The sequence below is a fragment of the Pseudomonas sp. MWU12-2037 genome (genome assembly GCF_023242345.1).
GTDB lineage: Bacteria > Pseudomonadota > Gammaproteobacteria > Pseudomonadales > Pseudomonadaceae > Aquipseudomonas > Aquipseudomonas gingeri_D.
In genome coordinates, this window is sequence record NZ_JALLIZ010000012.1 from 1 (window position 1) to 16,365 (window position 16,365).

A 16,365-nucleotide genomic window follows, 5' to 3' on the forward strand; every position below is an offset into this window, starting at 1 on the left:
GGGGATCGTTCCCGGACCGTTACATCCAGCCACGCTCCATCATCGACAAGGGCTCGCCCTCGCCGACGATAAAGTGATCGAGCACCCGCACATCGACATATTCCAGCGCCGTTTTCAGTCGCTTGGTCAGCACGTGATCAGCCTGGCTGGGCTCGGCAACCCCCGAAGGGTGGTTGTGACACAGGATCAACGCCGCCGCATTGTGCGCCAGCGCCCGCTTGACCACCTGCCGAGGATAGACACTGGTGTTGTCGATGGAGCCGTGAAACAGCGGCTCGAACGCCAACACCCGGTGCTTGCTGTCGAGAAACAGGCAGGCGAACACCTCATGGGGCTCATGACGCAGCATCGCCTTGAGGTAATCGCGGACCGCCCGCGGGCTTTCCAGCACCGAGTCGCGGCGCAGGCGCTCGGCCAGATGCCGTCGGGCCATCTCCAGCACCGCCTGCAATTGCGCGAACTTGGCCGGCCCCAGGCCCAACTGGCGACCAAACGCCTGCTGGTCGGACTCCAGCAGATTGCGCAGGCTGCCGAACCGACTCAACAGGTGCCGGGCCAGGTCCACCGCGCTCTTCCCGGAAACCCCGGTACGCAGAAAGATCGCCAGCAACTCGGCGTCCGACAGGCTCGCCGCCCCCTGCTCGAGCAATTTCTCCCGGGGCCGCTCCGCCGCCGGCCAATCACGAATACTCATTCCACCTCCCTGTCCTTGTGGCGCCGCTGTTCCCTGGCGGTCGCTGTGTTATCTTAGCCCATCATTTTTACCCCTGATCTGGCCTGGGGAGGCGTCGTCAGGGGGTCGCCATCACCGGACTAAAAGGCAGGTCTATGCAGCGGCTGTATCGGAAACGCATCGTTCTCGGCGTCGGCGGCGGCATTGCTGCCTACAAGAGCGCCGAGCTGGTTCGCCGACTCCTCGACCAGGGCGCCGAAGTGCGCGTGGTCATGACCCGTGGCGGCAGCGAGTTCATCACCCCCCTGACCATGCAGGCGCTGTCCGGGCATCCGGTGCACCTGGACCTGCTCGACCCGGCCGCCGAAGCCGCCATGGGCCATATCGAGCTGGCGAAATGGGCCGACCTGGTGCTGATCGCCCCGGCCACCGCCGACCTGATCGCGCGCCTGGCCCAGGGTATCGCCAACGACCTGCTGACCACCCTGGTGCTCGCCACCGACGCCACCGTGGCCATCGCCCCGGCGATGAACCAGGCCATGTGGCGCGACCCGGCCACCCAGGCCAACACCCAATTGCTGCAAAGCCGCGGCCTGAAAGTCTTCGGCCCGGCCTCCGGCAGCCAGGCCTGCGGCGACGTCGGCCTGGGGCGCATGCTCGAAGCCACGGACCTGGCGCAATGCGCCGCCGATTGCTTCCAGCACCTGGCCATGACCGGCAAACACGTGCTGATCACCGCCGGCCCGACCCAGGAAAACATCGATCCGGTGCGCTACATCACCAACCACAGCTCCGGGAAAATGGGCTTCGCCCTGGCCGAAGCCGCGGTGGAAGCCGGTGCCCGGGTGACCCTGATCACCGGCCCCGTGCACCTGCCGACCCCGGACCGGGTGACCCGCATCGACGTGGTCAGCGCCCGCGACATGCTCGCCGCCTGCGAAGCGGCCATGCCTTGCGACCTGTTTATCGCCTCGGCAGCGGTCGCGGACTACCGCCCGGAAGTCGTTGCCCCGCAAAAACTCAAGAAAGACCCTACGAACGGCGACGGCCTGCTGCTGCAGATGGTGCGTAACCCGGACATCCTGGCCACCATCGCCAGCCGCGCCGACCGCCCGTTCAGTGTCGGTTTCGCCGCCGAAACCGAACATCTGCTCGACTACGCCGCGCGCAAGCTCAAGGACAAGAACCTCGACCTGATCGTCGCCAATGACGTGGCCAACCCCAGCATTGGCTTCAACAGCGAGGAAAACGCCTGCAGCGTGATCGACCGCGAGCTCCACGCGACGCTGTTTGCCCAGACCAGCAAGGGCAAGATTGCCCGCCAGCTGGTTTCCTTTATCGCCGAACGACTGAACCAGGTTTAATTTTCATGCACGCTTTGCAAGCCAAGATCCTCGACCCACGCATCGGCGGCGAATTCCCGCTGCCGCAGTACGCCACGCCCGGCTCCGCCGGTCTCGACCTGCGCGCCATGCTCCAGCAGGACACCGTACTGGAACCGGGCCAGACCTTGCTGATCCCCACCGGCCTGTCGGTGTACATCGGCGATCCGGGCCTTGCGGCCCTGATCCTGCCGCGCTCCGGCCTGGGCCACAAACACGGCATCGTGCTGGGCAACCTGGTGGGCCTGATCGACTCCGACTACCAGGGCGAACTGATGGTGTCCTGCTGGAACCGCGGCCAGACCGCCTTCAACATCGTCGTCGGCGAGCGGATTGCCCAACTGGTGCTGGTGCCGGTGGTCCAGGCGCACTTCGAACTGGTTGAAACCTTTGACGAAAGCCAACGCGGTGCCGGCGGCTTCGGGCATTCGGGCAGCCATTGACCTAAGCTGGTCCAGGCCCGGTCCGAACGGTGCGCGTTGAATTTCAGGATGACCCTCTCGGAGGCAGTATTTGAAAGGCTTCAAGCGCAGTGCAAAGACCGCCGGCGGTCATGAAAGCAACGGCCATGCGCCTCCAGGCGACGCCACCAGGCCCCTGTTACCGGGATTGCAGATTGCCTTGGGCGGGTTGGCCCTGGCCGCCGCGCTCCTGTGGTTTGGCGTAGTCGCGCCCTGGAACCAGGCGCTGCGCGGCAGCCTGGTGCAGACCCCGGGTGCCGTCGCGGCCGCAGGCCTGAGCCAGGCCAGCAGCGACCTGATCGCCCAGACCGAGGCGACGGCCCTTGATCCTTCGCTGCTCAAGGCCCTGCAAAGCCAGAACGCCGACCAGGTCAAGGCCGCGGAAGCCGGCTTGCGCTTCGCCAGCGGCCTGGTGGACGCGCAACTCTACCTGCCCGGCCAGGCCCAACCGAGCAATGACCGCGCCGCGCCGCTGAATTTCTCGGCGCTGGACCTGATCACCCGCGCCGAGCGCGGCACCCGACCCGCACCGGAAGCCTACAAGATCGGCCAGCGCTGGCTGGTCTACAGCGTGGCCTCACTCAAGGCACCCGCCGCCACCCAAAGCAGCGGCACCCTGCTGCTGGTCTTCGACCTGCAACGCCTGCTCCAATCCCTCAGCACATTCCACCCGGAGACCGGCGAACTGCGCCTGACGCAAAGCGTCCTCGGCAGCCCGGAACAGGTGCTGGACCAGCGCGGAACGGCGGCAACCGACGAAATCGTTGCCTTTGGTACCGGCAACCCCAACTGGACGCTGAAATTCAGCCCAGGCCCCTCGCTCAAACTGTCCTATCCCCTGAGCGCCTACGCCCTGACAGCCCTCGCCGCCCTGCTCGCCCTCGGCGGCGCCCTGCTGGGCACCTACCTGCCGTACAAACGCCTGCGGAACCGTCTCGACGGCGATGCCCGACAGCTGGAGCAACTGTTTCGCGAACTCTCCGGCGGCAAAGCCGTCAAAGCCTTCAGCTTGAGCCTGCCGGCCCTCAATGGGCTGGCCCAGGAACTGGCGCGCTTTTCCTTGCGCAATGGTCATCCCGAGCCTGTCGGCAGTGATCCAGGCACCGCGATCCGCAGCGCCCCCGCGCCGATCCAGTCCACGACGCCAAGTACCGTCTGGGCCGATCCGCTGTTCCAAGACACCGACATTCTCGATATCGATATTCTCGACGAACACCAGGATTTCCTGGGAACGGAGCCCCCCCACACCATGAACAGCACCGCACCTGCCATCCCGAGCTTCCCTGACAGCATCTTCCGCGCCTACGACATCCGTGGCACGGTCCCGGAGACCCTGAACGGCGAAACCGCCTACTGGATCGGCCGCGCCATCGGCGCCCAGAGCCTGGCCCAGGGCGAGCCCAACGTGTCGGTCGGCCGTGACGGTCGCCTGTCCGGGCCGGAGCTGGTCCAGCAGTTGATCCAGGGCCTGCACGACAGCGGCTGCCACGTCAGCGATGTCGGCCTGGTGCCGACCCCGGCGTTGTACTACGCCGCCAACGTGCTGGCCGGCAAGTCCGGGGTGATGCTCACCGGTAGCCACAACCCGTCGAACTACAACGGTTTCAAGATCGTCATCGCTGGCGACACCCTGGCCAATGAGCAGATCCAGGCCCTGCACACCCGCCTCAAGAACAACGACCTGAGCAGCGGCAAGGGCAGCGTCGAGAAAGTCGACATCCTCACCCCGTACTTCGAGCAGATCCGCAACGACATCGTGCTGGCGCGGAAACTCAAGGTGGTGGTCGACTGCGGCAACGGCGCCGCCGGGGTCATCGCCCCCAGGCTGATCGAAGCCCTGGGCTGTGAAGTGATCTCGTTGTTCGAAGAGGTGGACGGCCACTTCCCCAACCACCACCCGGACCCGGGCAAGCCCGAGAACCTGGTGGACCTGATCGCCAAGGTCAAGGAAAGCCATGCCGACCTGGGCCTGGCCTTCGACGGCGACGGCGACCGTGTCGGCGTGGTGACCAACACCGGCAGCATCGTCTTCCCCGACCGCCTGCTGATGCTGTTCGCCAAGGACGTGGTGGCGCGCAACCCTGGCGCGGACATCATCTTCGACGTCAAGTGCACCCGCCGCCTGACGCCCCTGATCCGCGAATACGGTGGTCGCCCGGTGATGTGGAAAACCGGTCACTCGCTGATCAAGAAAAAAATGAAGGAAAGCGGCGCCCTGCTCGCCGGCGAAATGAGCGGCCATATCTTCTTCAAGGAACGCTGGTTCGGTTTTGACGACGGTATCTACAGCGCCGCGCGCCTGCTGGAGATCCTCAGCCAGGAGAAATCCAGCGCCGAGGAGCTGTTCGCGACCTTCCCGAACGATATTTCCACGCCGGAAATCAATATCAATGTGACCGACGAGAGCAAATTCAGCATCATTGATGCACTGCAACGCGACGCCGACTGGGGCGATGCCAACCTGACCACCATCGACGGTGTGCGGGTCGACTATCCCCAGGGCTGGGGCCTGGTCCGCGCCTCCAACACCACCCCGGTGCTGGTCCTGCGCTTCGAAGCCGACAGCGAAGCCGAATTGCAGCGCATCAAGGACGTGTTCCACGCCCAATTGAAACGTGTTGCGCCTGATCTCCCACTACCGTTCTGACCTCTGGACGGTGTAAAAGCGTAGTCTTTGCACCGTCCGACCACTTGTTCCACCGGAGCCCTGAATGACCCTCGAACGCGATGCCGCTGCCAATACCGCCAAGGTTCTTTCCGAAGCGTTGCCTTACATCCGCCGATACGTCGGCAAGACGCTGGTGATCAAGTACGGCGGCAACGCCATGGAAAGCGAAGAGCTGAAAACCGGTTTTGCCCGCGACATCGTGTTGATGAAAGCGGTGGGGATCAACCCGGTGGTGGTCCACGGGGGTGGCCCGCAGATCGGTGACCTGCTCAAGCGCCTGTCCATCGAGAGCCACTTTATCGACGGCATGCGCGTGACCGACGCCCAGACCATGGACGTGGTGGAAATGGTTCTCGGCGGCCAGGTAAACAAGAGCATCGTCAACCTGATCAACCGTCACGGCGGCAGCGCCATCGGCCTGACCGGCAAGGACGCCGAGCTGATCCGCGCGAAAAAGCTCACCGTGACCCGCCAGACCCCGGAAATGACCCAGCCGGAAATCATCGACATCGGCCAGGTCGGCGAAGTGGTCGGGATCAACACCGATCTGCTGAACCTGCTGGTCAAGGGTGATTTCATCCCGGTGATCGCACCGATCGGCGTGGGTGCCAATGGCGAGTCCTACAACATCAACGCCGACCTGGTGGCGGGCAAGATCGCCGAGGCCCTGAAGGCCGAGAAGCTGATGCTGCTGACCAACATTGCCGGCCTGATGGACAAGGAAGGCAAGGTCCTGACCGGCCTGAGCACCACCCAGGTGGATGGACTGATCGCCGACGGCACCATCTATGGCGGCATGCTGCCGAAGATCCGTTGCGCACTGGAAGCGGTACAGGGCGGGGTTGGCAGCTCGCTGATCATCGACGGTCGCGTGCCGAACGCGGTGCTGCTGGAGATCTTTACCGATACCGGCATGGGCACCCTGATCAGCAATCGCAAGCGTCACTGATCAAGCCGAAGCACGGACTCGAAAACGCAATACCCCTTGTAGGAGCCTGGCTTGCCAGGCTCCTACAAGGATCGCGTCGGCCGTCGCTACGAGCGAGGGTCAAGGCAGTATTTACAGGCTCGTGCCGACCACACCTCAGCGCGTCAGCTGCTCCACCCGCGCCCGATCCACCGCGAAGTCCTGCTGCGCCTGGACCCGTGCCGCCTGGTAGCGGGCAATATCGGCCCTCATCCGCCCCTGCTCATCCCGCAGCCCCGCGAGTTGCCCGAGCAATTGCGGCGGCACCTCGTGCCCCGCCCGCTCCTGCTCCGCCGCCTGGCCTTGCAAACTGGCCTGCTGCGCCAACAAGGCGTTGAGGTTGGTCTGGATACTCGCAATCATCGCGTCCAGCTCAGCGAGTTTCCGAGCCTGGGCCTTGTCGACCTCGCCGACGCTGGAATAACGCTGCAACAGCTGCGCATTGGCATCAGCCTGGGCTTTCTGCGCCTGCAAGCGCGCCAGCTCCTCGGCCGTCGGCGCCGGCGCAATCGTCTGCACCACCCGACCACGCGAGTTCAGCACCTGATAACCCTTGCCCGCGTACTCCGGCGGCACCTGGCGGTCGAGCACCGTGACGCCCTTGCCGTCGACATAGCGATACAACAGCACGCCGGATGCGTCCTCGGCCTGAACGGCAAAGGACACACAGAGCATCAGGGGCAACCACCGATACCCACGGCGCAAGGGAGGTCAGATTCCGTATTGCGCGCGATAAGCCTCAACCGCAGGCAAATGCTGCTTGAGCTGCTCATCGTCGGCCAGGAACTGCAGGACCTGGGTCAGGGACACGATGCTGACCACCGGGATCGCGAAGTCACGCTCGACTTCCTGGATCGCCGACAGCTCGCCATTGCCGCGTTCCTGGCGGTTGAGTGCGATCAGCACGCCGGCAGGCTTGGCGCCCTGGGCCTGGATGATCTGCATCACCTCGCGGATCGCGGTGCCGGCGGTGATCACGTCGTCGATGATCAGCACATCGCCGGCCAGCGGCGCGCCGACCAGGCTGCCGCCCTCACCGTGGGCCTTGGCTTCCTTGCGGTTGAAACACCAGGGCAGATCACGCCCGTGATGCTCGGCCAGGGCCACGGCGGTGGCCGCCGCCAAGGGGATACCCTTGTAGGCCGGGCCGAACAGCACGTCGAACGCAATGCCGCTCTCGACGATCGCCGACGCATAGAAACGCCCCAGCTGGGCCAGGGCCGAACCGCTGTTGAACAGACCGGCATTGAAGAAGTAAGGACTGGTACGTCCCGACTTCAGGGTGAACTCACCGAAGCGCAAAACCCCGCGATCGATGGCAAAACGAATGAAGTCGCGTTGATACGCCTGCATGAAAAAAGCCCCAAATACCACGGATTTAGCTAATTAGGTAGACCTTGGGGTATCATACACGCACGTGATTTTTGGGGCCATTTATGCGGATCATCAGTGTGAACGTCAATGGTATTCAGGCCGCAGTCGAGCGTGGTTTGCTCAGTTGGCTGCAAGCTCAGAATGCCGACGTCATCTGCCTGCAGGACACCCGCGCCTCCGCCTTTGAACTGGACGACCCAGCCTTCCAACTGGATGGCTACTTCCTTTATGCCTGCGATGCCGAAGTCCCCGCCCAGGGTGGCGTGGCTCTGTATTCGCGGTTGCAACCGAAGGCTGTCATCAGCGGTCTCGGTTTCGAGACGGCAGACCGCTACGGGCGCTACCTGCAAGCCGATTTCGACAAGGTCAGCATCGCGACCTTGCTGCTTCCCTCGGGGCAGAACGGCGATGAAGACTTGAACCAGAAGTTCAAGCTTATGGACGACTTCGCCCGCTATCTGGATAAGCAGCGGCGCAAACGTCGCGAATATATCTACTGTGGCTCGCTGTACGTCGCGCAACAGAAGCTGGATATCAAGAACTGGCGCGACAGCCAGCAATCCCCGGGCTTCCTGGCGCCGGAACGGGCCTGGATGGACGAGATTGTCGGCAACATGGGCTATGTCGATGCCCTGCGCGAAGTCAGCCGCGAAGGCGACCAGTACAGCTGGTGGCCGGATAACGAACAGGCCGAAATGCTCAACCTCGGCTGGCGTTTCGACTATCAGTTGCTGACCCCGGGCCTGCGCCGTTTTGTCCGTAGCGCACGCCTGCCGCGCCAGCCGCGTTTCTCGCAGCACGCGCCGCTGATCGTCGACTACGACTGGACGCTGACCATCTAAGGGTCTTTTCGCAGTGACAAAAAAGCCGACATCACGTCGGCTTTTTTGCGTGTCGCCGCTGGATATGGCGGTGCCTGTGCAGCCGTCTTCGCGGGCAAGCCCTGCTCCTACAGTTCGCCGTCGAGCACAAAATCTGTGTACGACACAATACTGTAGGAGCAGGGCTTGCCCGCGAACAGGCCCTCAAAAACGCCGCAAACCTCGCAGGAACAGCACCAGGACCTACTTGACCGGCCGCCAGGTGAAAGGATAACGGTAAGCCACGCCTTCATTGGCCTTGACCCCGGCAATGATGGTCAACACCACCGCCGCGATCACCAGCAAACCGAACAGCGGAATGCCGATCAGCACGAACATCAGCGGGATGCAGACCATCGCCGCAATCGCCACGGTGATCTGGAAGTTCAGCGCTTCCTTGCCCTGGGCGTCGATAAACGGATCCTGCTCGCGCTTCATCTGCCACAGGATCAGCGGCCCGATCAGGCTGCCGAACGGAAACCAATAACCGAGAAACGCCGACAAATGACAGAACATCGCCCATTGCCTGACTTCCTGGCTCGGTGTCGGTACGGGTAGTTGCTCGTCACTCATGGCGCTCTCCTTATGCTGGTAACGGTTCGAATCCTCAGTCGGCCAAGGTGGCGTTCTGCAATTCGAAGATTTCGTTCATGCCTTTCTGTGCCAATGCCAGCATCGCGTTCAGGTCTTCCGGCTGGAACGGCGCGCCTTCGGCTGTGCCCTGGACTTCGATGAAACCACCGGTGCTGGTCATGACCACGTTCAGGTCGGTCTCGGCGGCCGAGTCTTCCAGGTAGTCCAGGTCGAGCACCGGCTCGCCCTGGTACATGCCCACCGATACCGCGGCGATCATCTGCTTGAGCGGGCTACCGCCCTTCAGGCCGCCACGCTTCTTGATCACTGCCAAAGCGTCGACCAGCGCGACCATGGCACCGGTGATGGACGCGGTGCGGGTGCCGCCGTCGGCCTGGATCACATCGCAGTCGACATACAGGGTCACATCGCCCAGCTTGGACATATCCAGCGCGGCGCGCAGCGAACGGCCGATCAGGCGCTGGATCTCCAGGGTCCGGCCGCCTTGCTTGCCGCGGCTGGCCTCACGCTGGTTACGCTCGCCGGTGGCGCGCGGCAGCATGCCGTACTCGGCGGTCAGCCAACCCTGGCCCTGGCCCTTGAGGAAACGCGGCACACCGTTCTCGACGCTGACCGTGCAAATCACTTTGGTATCACCAAACTCGACCAGTACAGACCCCTCGGCGTGTTTGGTGTAGTTGCGGGTGATGCGGATCGAGCGAAGCTGATCGGCAGCGCGACCACTTGGACGTTTCATTGGGAATACCTGTACGAGGACGGAAATCTACTGGGCATTATAGAGGCCAGGGACTGCGCTGGGCACCTCTAAATACCTGATGCCACCCGCCGACCCTGTAGGAGCGAGCTTGCTCGCGATGGACGTCAACGATAACGCGGGAAACCTGATACCCCGCGGTGCCTGGACTACCATCGCGAGCAAGCTCGTTCCTACGGGGGGTTTGGGGGCAGCGCCCGCACTGCGCTACAATCCTGCGCCTTGCTGCCCGTCGGCTTTAATTCATTCATCGGTATTGCCCGCCCAAACGGCGGCGAACCTGAATCGCGAGGTACTTCCATGGTCCACAGCATGACCGCCTTCGCCCGCGTCGAAAGCGCCGTCAGCCAGGGCACCCTGAGCTGGGAGCTGCGCTCGGTCAACAGCCGCTACCTGGAACCCCACCTGCGTTTGCCGGAATCCTTCCGCGACCTCGAAGGCGCGGTTCGCGAAGCCCTGCGCCAGGGCCTGTCCCGGGGCAAGCTGGAATGCACCCTGCGCTTTACCGAGGAAACCACCGGCAAGGCCCTGCAGATCGACCGCGAGCGCGCCACCCAACTGATCGCCGCCGCCGAAACCGTCGCCGGCCTGATCAAGCAGCCCGCCGCGCTGAACCCGCTGGAAGTGCTTGCCTGGCCCGGCGTGCTGGTGGCCGACGCCAGCGACCCGCAGGCCCTGAACAACGAAGCCCTGGCCCTGTTCACCCAAGGCCTTGAAGAACTCAAGAACGGCCGCCAGCGCGAAGGCGCGGAGCTGGCCCGCTTGATCGTCGAGCGCCTGGACGCCATCGAAGGCGATGTCGCGACCCTGCGCGAACAGGTTCCGCAGATGCTCGCCACCCAGCGCCAGAAAGTCCTCGACCGCTTCGCCGACATGAAAGCCGAGCTGGATCCGACCCGCCTGGAGCAGGAAATGGTCCTGCTGGCGCAGAAAAGCGACGTGGCCGAAGAACTCGACCGCCTCGCCACCCATATCATCGAAGTCCGCCGGGTGCTCAAGTCCGGCGGCGCGGCCGGCCGACGCCTGGACTTCCTGATGCAGGAACTCAACCGCGAAGCCAACACCCTCGGCTCCAAGGCCTTCGACCCGCGCAGCACCCAGGCGGCGGTCAACCTCAAGGTGTTGATCGAGCAAATGCGCGAACAAGTACAGAACATCGAGTAAGGCTAACCCGACATGACCCACAGCACTGGCACCCTCTACATCATTTCCGCACCGTCGGGCGCAGGCAAGACCAGCCTGGTCAAGGCCCTGATCGATGCCGAACCGCAGATCCGCGTCTCGGTCTCGCACACCACCCGCGCCATGCGCCCGGGCGAAGCCAACGGCGTGAACTACCACTTCGTCGACCGCGCCGAGTTCGTGCGGATGGTCGAGCACGGTGATTTCCTCGAGCAGGCGGAAGTTTTCGGCAACCTCTACGGCACCTCCCAGAGCCACCTGCAACAGACCCTGGACGAAGGCCACGACCTGATCCTGGAGATCGACTGGCAGGGCGCCGAACAAGTACGTCGGCAAATGCCCGCGGCCCGCTCGATCTTTATCCTGCCGCCGAGCCAGCAGGCCCTGCGCCAGCGCCTGACCAACCGTGGCCAGGACAGCGACGCGATCATCGAAGGGCGGATGCGCGAAGCGGTCAGCGAAATGAGCCACTACATCGAATATGATTTCCTGATCATCAACGACGATTTTGCCCACGCACTGGACGATCTGAAGGCGATTTTCCGCGCCAATCGCTTGCAACAGCTGCCCCAACAGCAACATTTCACTCAGCTCTTGAGTGAATTACTGGCATAAGCAACACTTCCCAAAAGCGCCGCGAGGGCTTTACATTGGTACTCGTAGCGCGTTGGTGAAGCGACCGGGAAAATCAGCGCTTCCCTAAACGCTGGTGATTTTTTAAACTGTTCAGTCCGCTCGCCCATCCGGGTAGCGTGATTACCGCATTTGCTACGAGGAACACCATGGCCCGCGTAACCGTTGAAGACTGCCTAGAACATGTGGCTAACCGTTTTGAGCTGGTCATGCTCTCCACCAAGCGTGCTCGTCAACTGGCGACCGGCGGCAAAGAGCCGAAGCTGGCGTGGGAAAATGACAAACCAACCGTAATGGCCCTGCGGGAAATCGCCGAAGGCTACGTGACGGACGCGTTCATCGCTGAACAGGATATCGTCCATGAAGACCCGGTCTTCGCCGCCTTCGAGGACGAGTCCAACGAGGCCGTCTAAGCCTATGCCTGGTCGACGTAGCACGGCGCAGGGTACAAGGCTTCGGCCGGGGGAAACCTCATGCCGAGCATAGACGCCCTCGCCGATCGCTTATCGACCTACCTCGGCGCCGACCAGGTCAACCTGGTCCGCCGGGCGTACTTCTACGCCGAACAAGCCCATGACGGTCAACGCCGTCGCAGCGGCGAAGCCTACGTCACGCATCCGCTGGCGGTGGCCAATATTCTTGCCGACATGCACATGGACCATCAGAGCCTGATGGCGGCCATGCTCCATGACGTGATCGAAGACACCGGGATCGCCAAGGAAGCGCTGCAAGCGCAGTTCGGTGAAACCGTGGCCGAACTGGTCGACGGGGTCAGCAAACTGACCCAGATGAATTTCGAGACCAAGGCCGAAGCCCAGGCGGAAAACTTCCAGAAGATGGCCATGGCCATGGCCCGCGATATTCGCGTGATCCTGGTCAAGCTCGCCGACCGCCTGCACAACATGCGCACCCTTGAAGTGCTGTCCGGCGAAAAACGCCGGCGCATCGCCAAGGAAACCCTCGAGATCTATGCCCCCATCGCCAACCGCCTGGGCATGCATGCGATCCGCATCGAATTCGAAGACCTCGGCTTCAAGGCCATGCACCCGATGCGTTCCGCGCGGATCTACCAGGCGGTCAAGCGCGCCCGGGGCAACCGCAAGGAAATCGTCAACAAGATCGAAGAGTCCCTGAGCCACTGCCTGGCCGTCGACGGTATCCAGGGCGAGGTCAGCGGACGGCAGAAGCACCTGTACGGTATCTACACCAAAATGCGCGGCAAGCGCCGGGCCTTCAACGAGATCATGGACGTCTATGCGTTCCGGATCATCGTCGACAAGGTCGACACCTGCTATCGGGTCCTCGGCGCCGTGCATAATTTGTACAAACCCCTGCCCGGCCGCTTCAAGGACTACATCGCGATTCCCAAGGCCAACGGCTACCAGTCGCTGCATACCACCCTGTTCGGCATGCACGGCGTCCCGATCGAGATCCAGATTCGCACCCGCGAGATGGAAGAGATGGCCAACAACGGCATCGCCGCCCACTGGCTGTACAAGTCCAGCGGCGACGAGCAGCCCAAGGGCACCCATGCCCGGGCCCGCCAGTGGGTCAAGGGCGTGCTGGAAATGCAGCAACGGGCCGGCAACTCCCTGGAATTCATCGAAAGCGTGAAGATCGACCTGTTCCCGGACGAGGTCTACGTGTTCACGCCCAAGGGCCGGATCATGGAGCTGCCAAAAGGCTCCACGGCGGTGGACTTTGCCTACGCGGTGCACACCGATGTCGGCAACAGCTGCATTGCCTGTCGGATCAATCGCCGTCTCGCACCGCTGTCCGAACCGCTGCAAAGCGGCTCCACGGTGGAGATCGTCAGCGCCCCCGGCGCGCGCCCGAACCCGGCCTGGCTCAACTTTGTCGTCACCGGCAAGGCCCGCACCCATATCCGCCATGCCCTGAAGCTGCAACGCCGCTCCGAATCCATCAGCCTCGGCGAACGCCTGCTGAACAAGGTGCTCAACGGTTTCGACAGCGCCCTGGACAAGATTTCCGGCGAGCGCGTGCAGGCCATGCTCCACGAATACCGCCTGGAACTGATCGAAGACCTGCTGGAAGACATCGGCCTGGGCAACCGCATGGCCTATGTGGTCGCCCGTCGCCTGCTCGGCGAAGGCGAACAATTGCCCAGCCCCGAAGGGCCGCTGGCGATCCGTGGCACCGAAGGCCTGGTACTCAGCTACGCCAAGTGCTGCACGCCGATCCCGGGCGACCCGATTGTCGGCCACCTGTCCGCCGGCAAAGGCATGGTGGTGCACCTGGACAACTGCCGCAATATCAGCGAAATCCGCCACAATCCGGAAAAATGCATCCAGCTCTCCTGGGCCAAGGATGTCACCGGCGAATTCAACGTCGAGCTGCGCGTCGAGCTGGAACACCAGCGCGGCCTGATCGCCCTGCTGGCCAGCAGCGTCAATGCCGCCGACGGCAATATCGAGAAAATCAGCATGGACGAACGCGATGGTCGCATCAGCGTGGTCCAACTGGTGGTCAGCGTGCACGACCGCGTGCACCTGGCCCGCGTGATCAAGAAACTGCGCGCCCTGACCGGGGTGATCCGCATCACCCGCATGCGCGCATAGCTCCCCAACGTAGCCGCCCATTACAAGGAACCCGTTCATGAGCAAGACCGTTATCAGCAGCGACAAAGCCCCAGCCGCCATTGGCACCTACTCCCAGGCGATCAAGGCTGGCAACACCGTCTACATGTCCGGCCAGATTCCCCTGGACCCGAAAACCATGGAACTGGTGGAAGGCTTCGAAGCCCAGACCGTACAGGTCTTCGAAAACCTGAAGGCCGTGGCCGAAGCGGCTGGCGGTTCGTTCAAGGACATCGTCAAGCTGAACATCTTCCTCACCGACCTGAGCCACTTCGCCAAGGTCAACGAGATCATGGGCAAGTACTTCCAGCAGCCTTACCCGGCCCGCGCCGCCATCGGCGTTGCCGCCCTGCCACGCGGCTCGCAGGTCGAGATGGACGCGATCCTGGTCCTCGAGTAACTGCCAGCCACGCCGCCCTCGAACAACCCCGCACTGCCTGGTGCAGCCCTCCCGCTGCGCCAGCTTCGTCTGCAAAGGATTCCACCATGCGCAAAGCGCTTGCCTTCTCGGTGTTTGCCCTCCTGCTCGGCGGTTGCGCCAGCGACCCTGCCAAATACGACATCAGCGGCACCTGGATCAACCAGGCCGCCATCGATGCCGCCGTTAAAAAGGGCAGCTTGCGCGAAGCCCTGGAGACCTACGGGCCGAACCTGGAATGGAGCATCGACACCCGTAACGGCCAGGCCCGCTACAGCAACGGTTTCGAGCGCCCCGAGGGCCATGTGCGCGCGGACGGCAAGCAGTGGCATGTCGACTTCTATGGCAGCGCCGGGACTGCGCTGGCGCGTGACGGCAAGGAGCTGATCCAGAGTGCCAGCGATTCGGAGCCTGAACAGCCATTCGTGCGGGCCCAGACCGAACTGCCGGCCAATGCGCCGGTGGGCGCCAGCTTCGAGCAGGCCTTGTACGCGGCCTACATGGGTGGCGACTGGAAGATCAGCAGTGGCCCGGGCGAAGGCGGCCAGGTGAAATTCCTGCCGGACGGACGCCTGGAAGGCTTGCCCGGTGCCGATCGCTACGCGCTGTGCCTGGCCGGCGATTGCGCCTCCATGAGCGGCGAGAACGACAGCATCTGGTTGCAGCAAGGCGGCAAGGGCGCCGCCTGGATCTTCGTGCGCAAGGGCAAGCAACTGGAAATCTTCCAGGCGTTGAACTCGGCCCAGGCCGATGAACAGCCGCAGCTCAACCCCGGTCCTCGCCAGTGGTTGCTGGAGAAGTAACCTCAGCAACGCCCCTCAAGAATCGCCGCATAACCCTCGCGGAAACTCGGATAACGCGGTGCCCAACCCAGGGCCCGCGCCCGGGCATTGCTACAGCGCTTGCTGCCGGTGCGGCGAACGCTGGCGCCCTCGGCCCACTCGGTCACCCCCAGGTATTCGCGCAACCAGCCCACCACCTCTGCCAAGGGCGCCGGCGCATCATCGACACCGATATAACAATCCTCCAACACCTTCCCGGCCCGATCAGCCTCCAGCAGAAACGCCAACAGTCCGGCCGCGTCGTCGGCATGAATCCGATTGCCATATAAAGGCGGCTCCACCGCCACCCGATAACCGCGCCGGACCTGGGTCAACAACCACTCGCGACCCGGACCGTAGATACCGGTCAGGCGCACCCGTGTCGCCGGAATGCCGCTGTCCAGCGCCACTTGCTCGGCCTCCAGCATCAAGCGCCCGGAATAACCTTCGGCTTCGGTCGGCGCAGTCTCGTCGACCCACTCACCGGTCTGCTGCACATACACGCTGCTGCTGGAGACGAACAGCAGGCGCCGTGGCTGCTGGCCCGATTGCCTGAGCCAGCTCAATACATGCCGCAACCCATCGACGTAGGCTGCTTGATAACCCGCCTCGTCGTGATCGGTCGCCGCGGCGCAATACACCAGGTAATCCAGCGGGCCACTCGGCCAGCGGTCAGGCCGCTGCTCGGCGAACAGGTCGCCCGCCACCCCGACGACACCCTCCGGCAAACGCGCGATCGAGCGGCGCAGGCCATGGACGTGCCAACCCTGGGCGAGCAACTGCGTCGCCAGGCGACTACCGACATCGCCGCAACCGGCAATCAGAACAGAAGGAGCAGACATCACGGATCTCCAGGAAAAAAGCCACAAACGAGTGCTGAAAATTGACCAGCGGTTAGCAATGGAAGAAAAAAAGAGAAGCTATTACTTTTGTTAACAAGAATTAATTGCAATAATGCACGTCCAAATGTTCTCGGCCCCA

Annotated in this window: 17 protein-coding genes; 11 read left to right on the top strand and 6 right to left on the bottom strand. The window is 63.2% G+C overall.

Going from position 1 to position 16,365, the window contains the following annotated elements; genetic code table 11:
• Positions 1–19: 19 nt before the first annotated feature.
• Positions 20–694 carry a DNA repair protein RadC gene (gene radC / locus M5B42_RS21040; protein WP_100942176.1) on the bottom strand — a complete coding sequence of 225 codons (675 nt, stop codon included), beginning with the start codon at positions 692–694 and terminating at the stop codon, positions 20–22.
• A 134-nt stretch (positions 695–828) separates the two neighbouring features.
• On the opposite strand from radC, the gene coaBC reads away from it, so the two are divergent.
• The 4 genes from coaBC to argB all read left to right on the top strand — a co-directional run bounded on the left by coaBC (position 829) and on the right by argB (position 6,133).
• Positions 829–2,037, top strand: coding sequence for a bifunctional phosphopantothenoylcysteine decarboxylase/phosphopantothenate--cysteine ligase CoaBC (gene coaBC, locus M5B42_RS21045; protein ID WP_100942177.1), 1,209 nt, complete (start codon positions 829–831; stop codon positions 2,035–2,037).
• Positions 2,038–2,042: 5 nt separating this feature from the next.
• Positions 2,043–2,498: a dUTP diphosphatase gene (dut, locus tag M5B42_RS21050; RefSeq protein ID WP_100942178.1), complete on the top strand. Its 456-nt coding sequence runs from the start codon at positions 2,043–2,045 to the stop codon at positions 2,496–2,498.
• 1,267 nt (positions 2,499–3,765) lie between these two features.
• The gene (locus tag M5B42_RS21055) at positions 3,766–5,163 is read left to right on the top strand and encodes a phosphomannomutase/phosphoglucomutase (RefSeq protein ID WP_248746969.1); all 1,398 of its coding nucleotides are present in this window, start codon (positions 3,766–3,768) and stop codon (positions 5,161–5,163) included.
• A gap of 64 nt (positions 5,164–5,227) precedes the next feature.
• Positions 5,228–6,133: an acetylglutamate kinase gene (gene argB, locus M5B42_RS21060; RefSeq protein ID WP_103497890.1), complete on the top strand. Its 906-nt coding sequence runs from the start codon at positions 5,228–5,230 to the stop codon at positions 6,131–6,133.
• A 135-nt stretch (positions 6,134–6,268) separates the two neighbouring features.
• Here argB and M5B42_RS21065 read toward each other — a convergent pair whose 3' ends face one another.
• Complete coding sequence (locus M5B42_RS21065) at positions 6,269–6,826, bottom strand: DUF4124 domain-containing protein (RefSeq protein ID WP_248746970.1); 558 nt, start codon at positions 6,824–6,826, stop codon at positions 6,269–6,271.
• A gap of 36 nt (positions 6,827–6,862) precedes the next feature.
• Complete coding sequence (gene pyrE / locus M5B42_RS21070) at positions 6,863–7,504, bottom strand: orotate phosphoribosyltransferase (RefSeq protein ID WP_152736668.1); 642 nt, start codon at positions 7,502–7,504, stop codon at positions 6,863–6,865.
• An 83-nt stretch (positions 7,505–7,587) separates the two neighbouring features.
• Here pyrE and M5B42_RS21075 point away from each other — a divergent pair, with 83 nt between their 5' ends.
• Positions 7,588–8,367, top strand: a complete 780-nt coding sequence (locus M5B42_RS21075; protein WP_003176915.1) for an exodeoxyribonuclease III — start codon at positions 7,588–7,590, stop codon at positions 8,365–8,367.
• Between the two features lie 222 nt (positions 8,368–8,589).
• Here the strand turns inward: M5B42_RS21075 and M5B42_RS21080 are convergent, their stop codons facing one another.
• A complete protein-coding gene (locus M5B42_RS21080; protein ID WP_177143046.1) occupies positions 8,590–8,958 on the bottom strand; it encodes a DUF4870 domain-containing protein in 369 nt (122 codons plus the stop codon).
• 34 nt (positions 8,959–8,992) lie between these two features.
• Complete coding sequence (rph, locus tag M5B42_RS21085) at positions 8,993–9,715, bottom strand: ribonuclease PH (protein ID WP_103497884.1); 723 nt, start codon at positions 9,713–9,715, stop codon at positions 8,993–8,995.
• Positions 9,716–10,033: 318 nt separating this feature from the next.
• Here rph and M5B42_RS21090 point away from each other — a divergent pair, with 318 nt between their 5' ends.
• The 6 genes from M5B42_RS21090 (at position 10,034) to M5B42_RS21115 (ending at position 15,366) form a co-directional block, all read left to right on the top strand.
• Complete coding sequence (locus M5B42_RS21090; protein WP_103499223.1) at positions 10,034–10,897, top strand: YicC/YloC family endoribonuclease; 864 nt, start codon at positions 10,034–10,036, stop codon at positions 10,895–10,897.
• A 12-nt stretch (positions 10,898–10,909) separates the two neighbouring features.
• A complete protein-coding gene (gene gmk / locus M5B42_RS21095; protein ID WP_248746894.1) occupies positions 10,910–11,530 on the top strand; it encodes a guanylate kinase in 621 nt (206 codons plus the stop codon).
• Between the two features lie 167 nt (positions 11,531–11,697).
• Complete coding sequence (rpoZ, locus tag M5B42_RS21100; protein WP_103499221.1) at positions 11,698–11,961, top strand: DNA-directed RNA polymerase subunit omega; 264 nt, start codon at positions 11,698–11,700, stop codon at positions 11,959–11,961.
• A gap of 60 nt (positions 11,962–12,021) precedes the next feature.
• A complete protein-coding gene (gene spoT / locus M5B42_RS21105; RefSeq protein WP_103499220.1) occupies positions 12,022–14,127 on the top strand; it encodes a bifunctional GTP diphosphokinase/guanosine-3',5'-bis pyrophosphate 3'-pyrophosphohydrolase in 2,106 nt (701 codons plus the stop codon).
• A 37-nt stretch (positions 14,128–14,164) separates the two neighbouring features.
• A complete protein-coding gene (locus M5B42_RS21110) occupies positions 14,165–14,545 on the top strand; it encodes a RidA family protein (protein WP_040071713.1) in 381 nt (126 codons plus the stop codon).
• 86 nt (positions 14,546–14,631) lie between these two features.
• Positions 14,632–15,366 carry a hypothetical protein gene (locus tag M5B42_RS21115; RefSeq protein WP_103499219.1) on the top strand — a complete coding sequence of 245 codons (735 nt, stop codon included), beginning with the start codon at positions 14,632–14,634 and terminating at the stop codon, positions 15,364–15,366.
• 2 nt (positions 15,367–15,368) lie between these two features.
• Here M5B42_RS21115 and M5B42_RS21120 read toward each other — a convergent pair whose 3' ends face one another.
• Positions 15,369–16,226, bottom strand: a complete 858-nt coding sequence (locus M5B42_RS21120) for an SDR family oxidoreductase (RefSeq protein ID WP_248746895.1) — start codon at positions 16,224–16,226, stop codon at positions 15,369–15,371.
• Positions 16,227–16,365: the final 139 nt, after the last annotated feature.

What these genes read in the sequence shown, in the direction of transcription:
- dut (WP_100942178.1), top strand. Translation starts at nt 2,043, where the DNA reads ATGCACGCTTTGCAAGCCAAGATCCTCGACCCACGCATCGGCGGCGAA.
- argB (WP_103497890.1), top strand. Translation starts at nt 5,228, where the DNA reads ATGACCCTCGAACGCGATGCCGCTGCCAATACCGCCAAGGTTCTTTCC.
- rph (WP_103497884.1), bottom strand. Translation starts at nt 9,715, where the DNA reads ATGAAACGTCCAAGTGGTCGCGCTGCCGATCAGCTTCGCTCGATCCGC.
- spoT (WP_103499220.1), top strand. Translation starts at nt 12,022, where the DNA reads ATGCCGAGCATAGACGCCCTCGCCGATCGCTTATCGACCTACCTCGGC.
- M5B42_RS21080 (WP_177143046.1), bottom strand. Translation starts at nt 8,958, where the DNA reads ATGAGTGACGAGCAACTACCCGTACCGACACCGAGCCAGGAAGTCAGG.
- pyrE (WP_152736668.1), bottom strand. Translation starts at nt 7,504, where the DNA reads ATGCAGGCGTATCAACGCGACTTCATTCGTTTTGCCATCGATCGCGGG.
- M5B42_RS21110 (WP_040071713.1), top strand. Translation starts at nt 14,165, where the DNA reads ATGAGCAAGACCGTTATCAGCAGCGACAAAGCCCCAGCCGCCATTGGC.
- coaBC (WP_100942177.1), top strand. Translation starts at nt 829, where the DNA reads ATGCAGCGGCTGTATCGGAAACGCATCGTTCTCGGCGTCGGCGGCGGC.
- radC (WP_100942176.1), bottom strand. Translation starts at nt 694, where the DNA reads ATGAGTATTCGTGATTGGCCGGCGGCGGAGCGGCCCCGGGAGAAATTG.
- gmk (WP_248746894.1), top strand. Translation starts at nt 10,910, where the DNA reads ATGACCCACAGCACTGGCACCCTCTACATCATTTCCGCACCGTCGGGC.
- M5B42_RS21090 (WP_103499223.1), top strand. Translation starts at nt 10,034, where the DNA reads ATGGTCCACAGCATGACCGCCTTCGCCCGCGTCGAAAGCGCCGTCAGC.
- M5B42_RS21120 (WP_248746895.1), bottom strand. Translation starts at nt 16,226, where the DNA reads ATGTCTGCTCCTTCTGTTCTGATTGCCGGTTGCGGCGATGTCGGTAGT.
- rpoZ (WP_103499221.1), top strand. Translation starts at nt 11,698, where the DNA reads ATGGCCCGCGTAACCGTTGAAGACTGCCTAGAACATGTGGCTAACCGT.
- M5B42_RS21065 (WP_248746970.1), bottom strand. Translation starts at nt 6,826, where the DNA reads ATGCTCTGTGTGTCCTTTGCCGTTCAGGCCGAGGACGCATCCGGCGTG.
- M5B42_RS21055 (WP_248746969.1), top strand. Translation starts at nt 3,766, where the DNA reads ATGAACAGCACCGCACCTGCCATCCCGAGCTTCCCTGACAGCATCTTC.
- M5B42_RS21075 (WP_003176915.1), top strand. Translation starts at nt 7,588, where the DNA reads ATGCGGATCATCAGTGTGAACGTCAATGGTATTCAGGCCGCAGTCGAG.
- M5B42_RS21115 (WP_103499219.1), top strand. Translation starts at nt 14,632, where the DNA reads ATGCGCAAAGCGCTTGCCTTCTCGGTGTTTGCCCTCCTGCTCGGCGGT.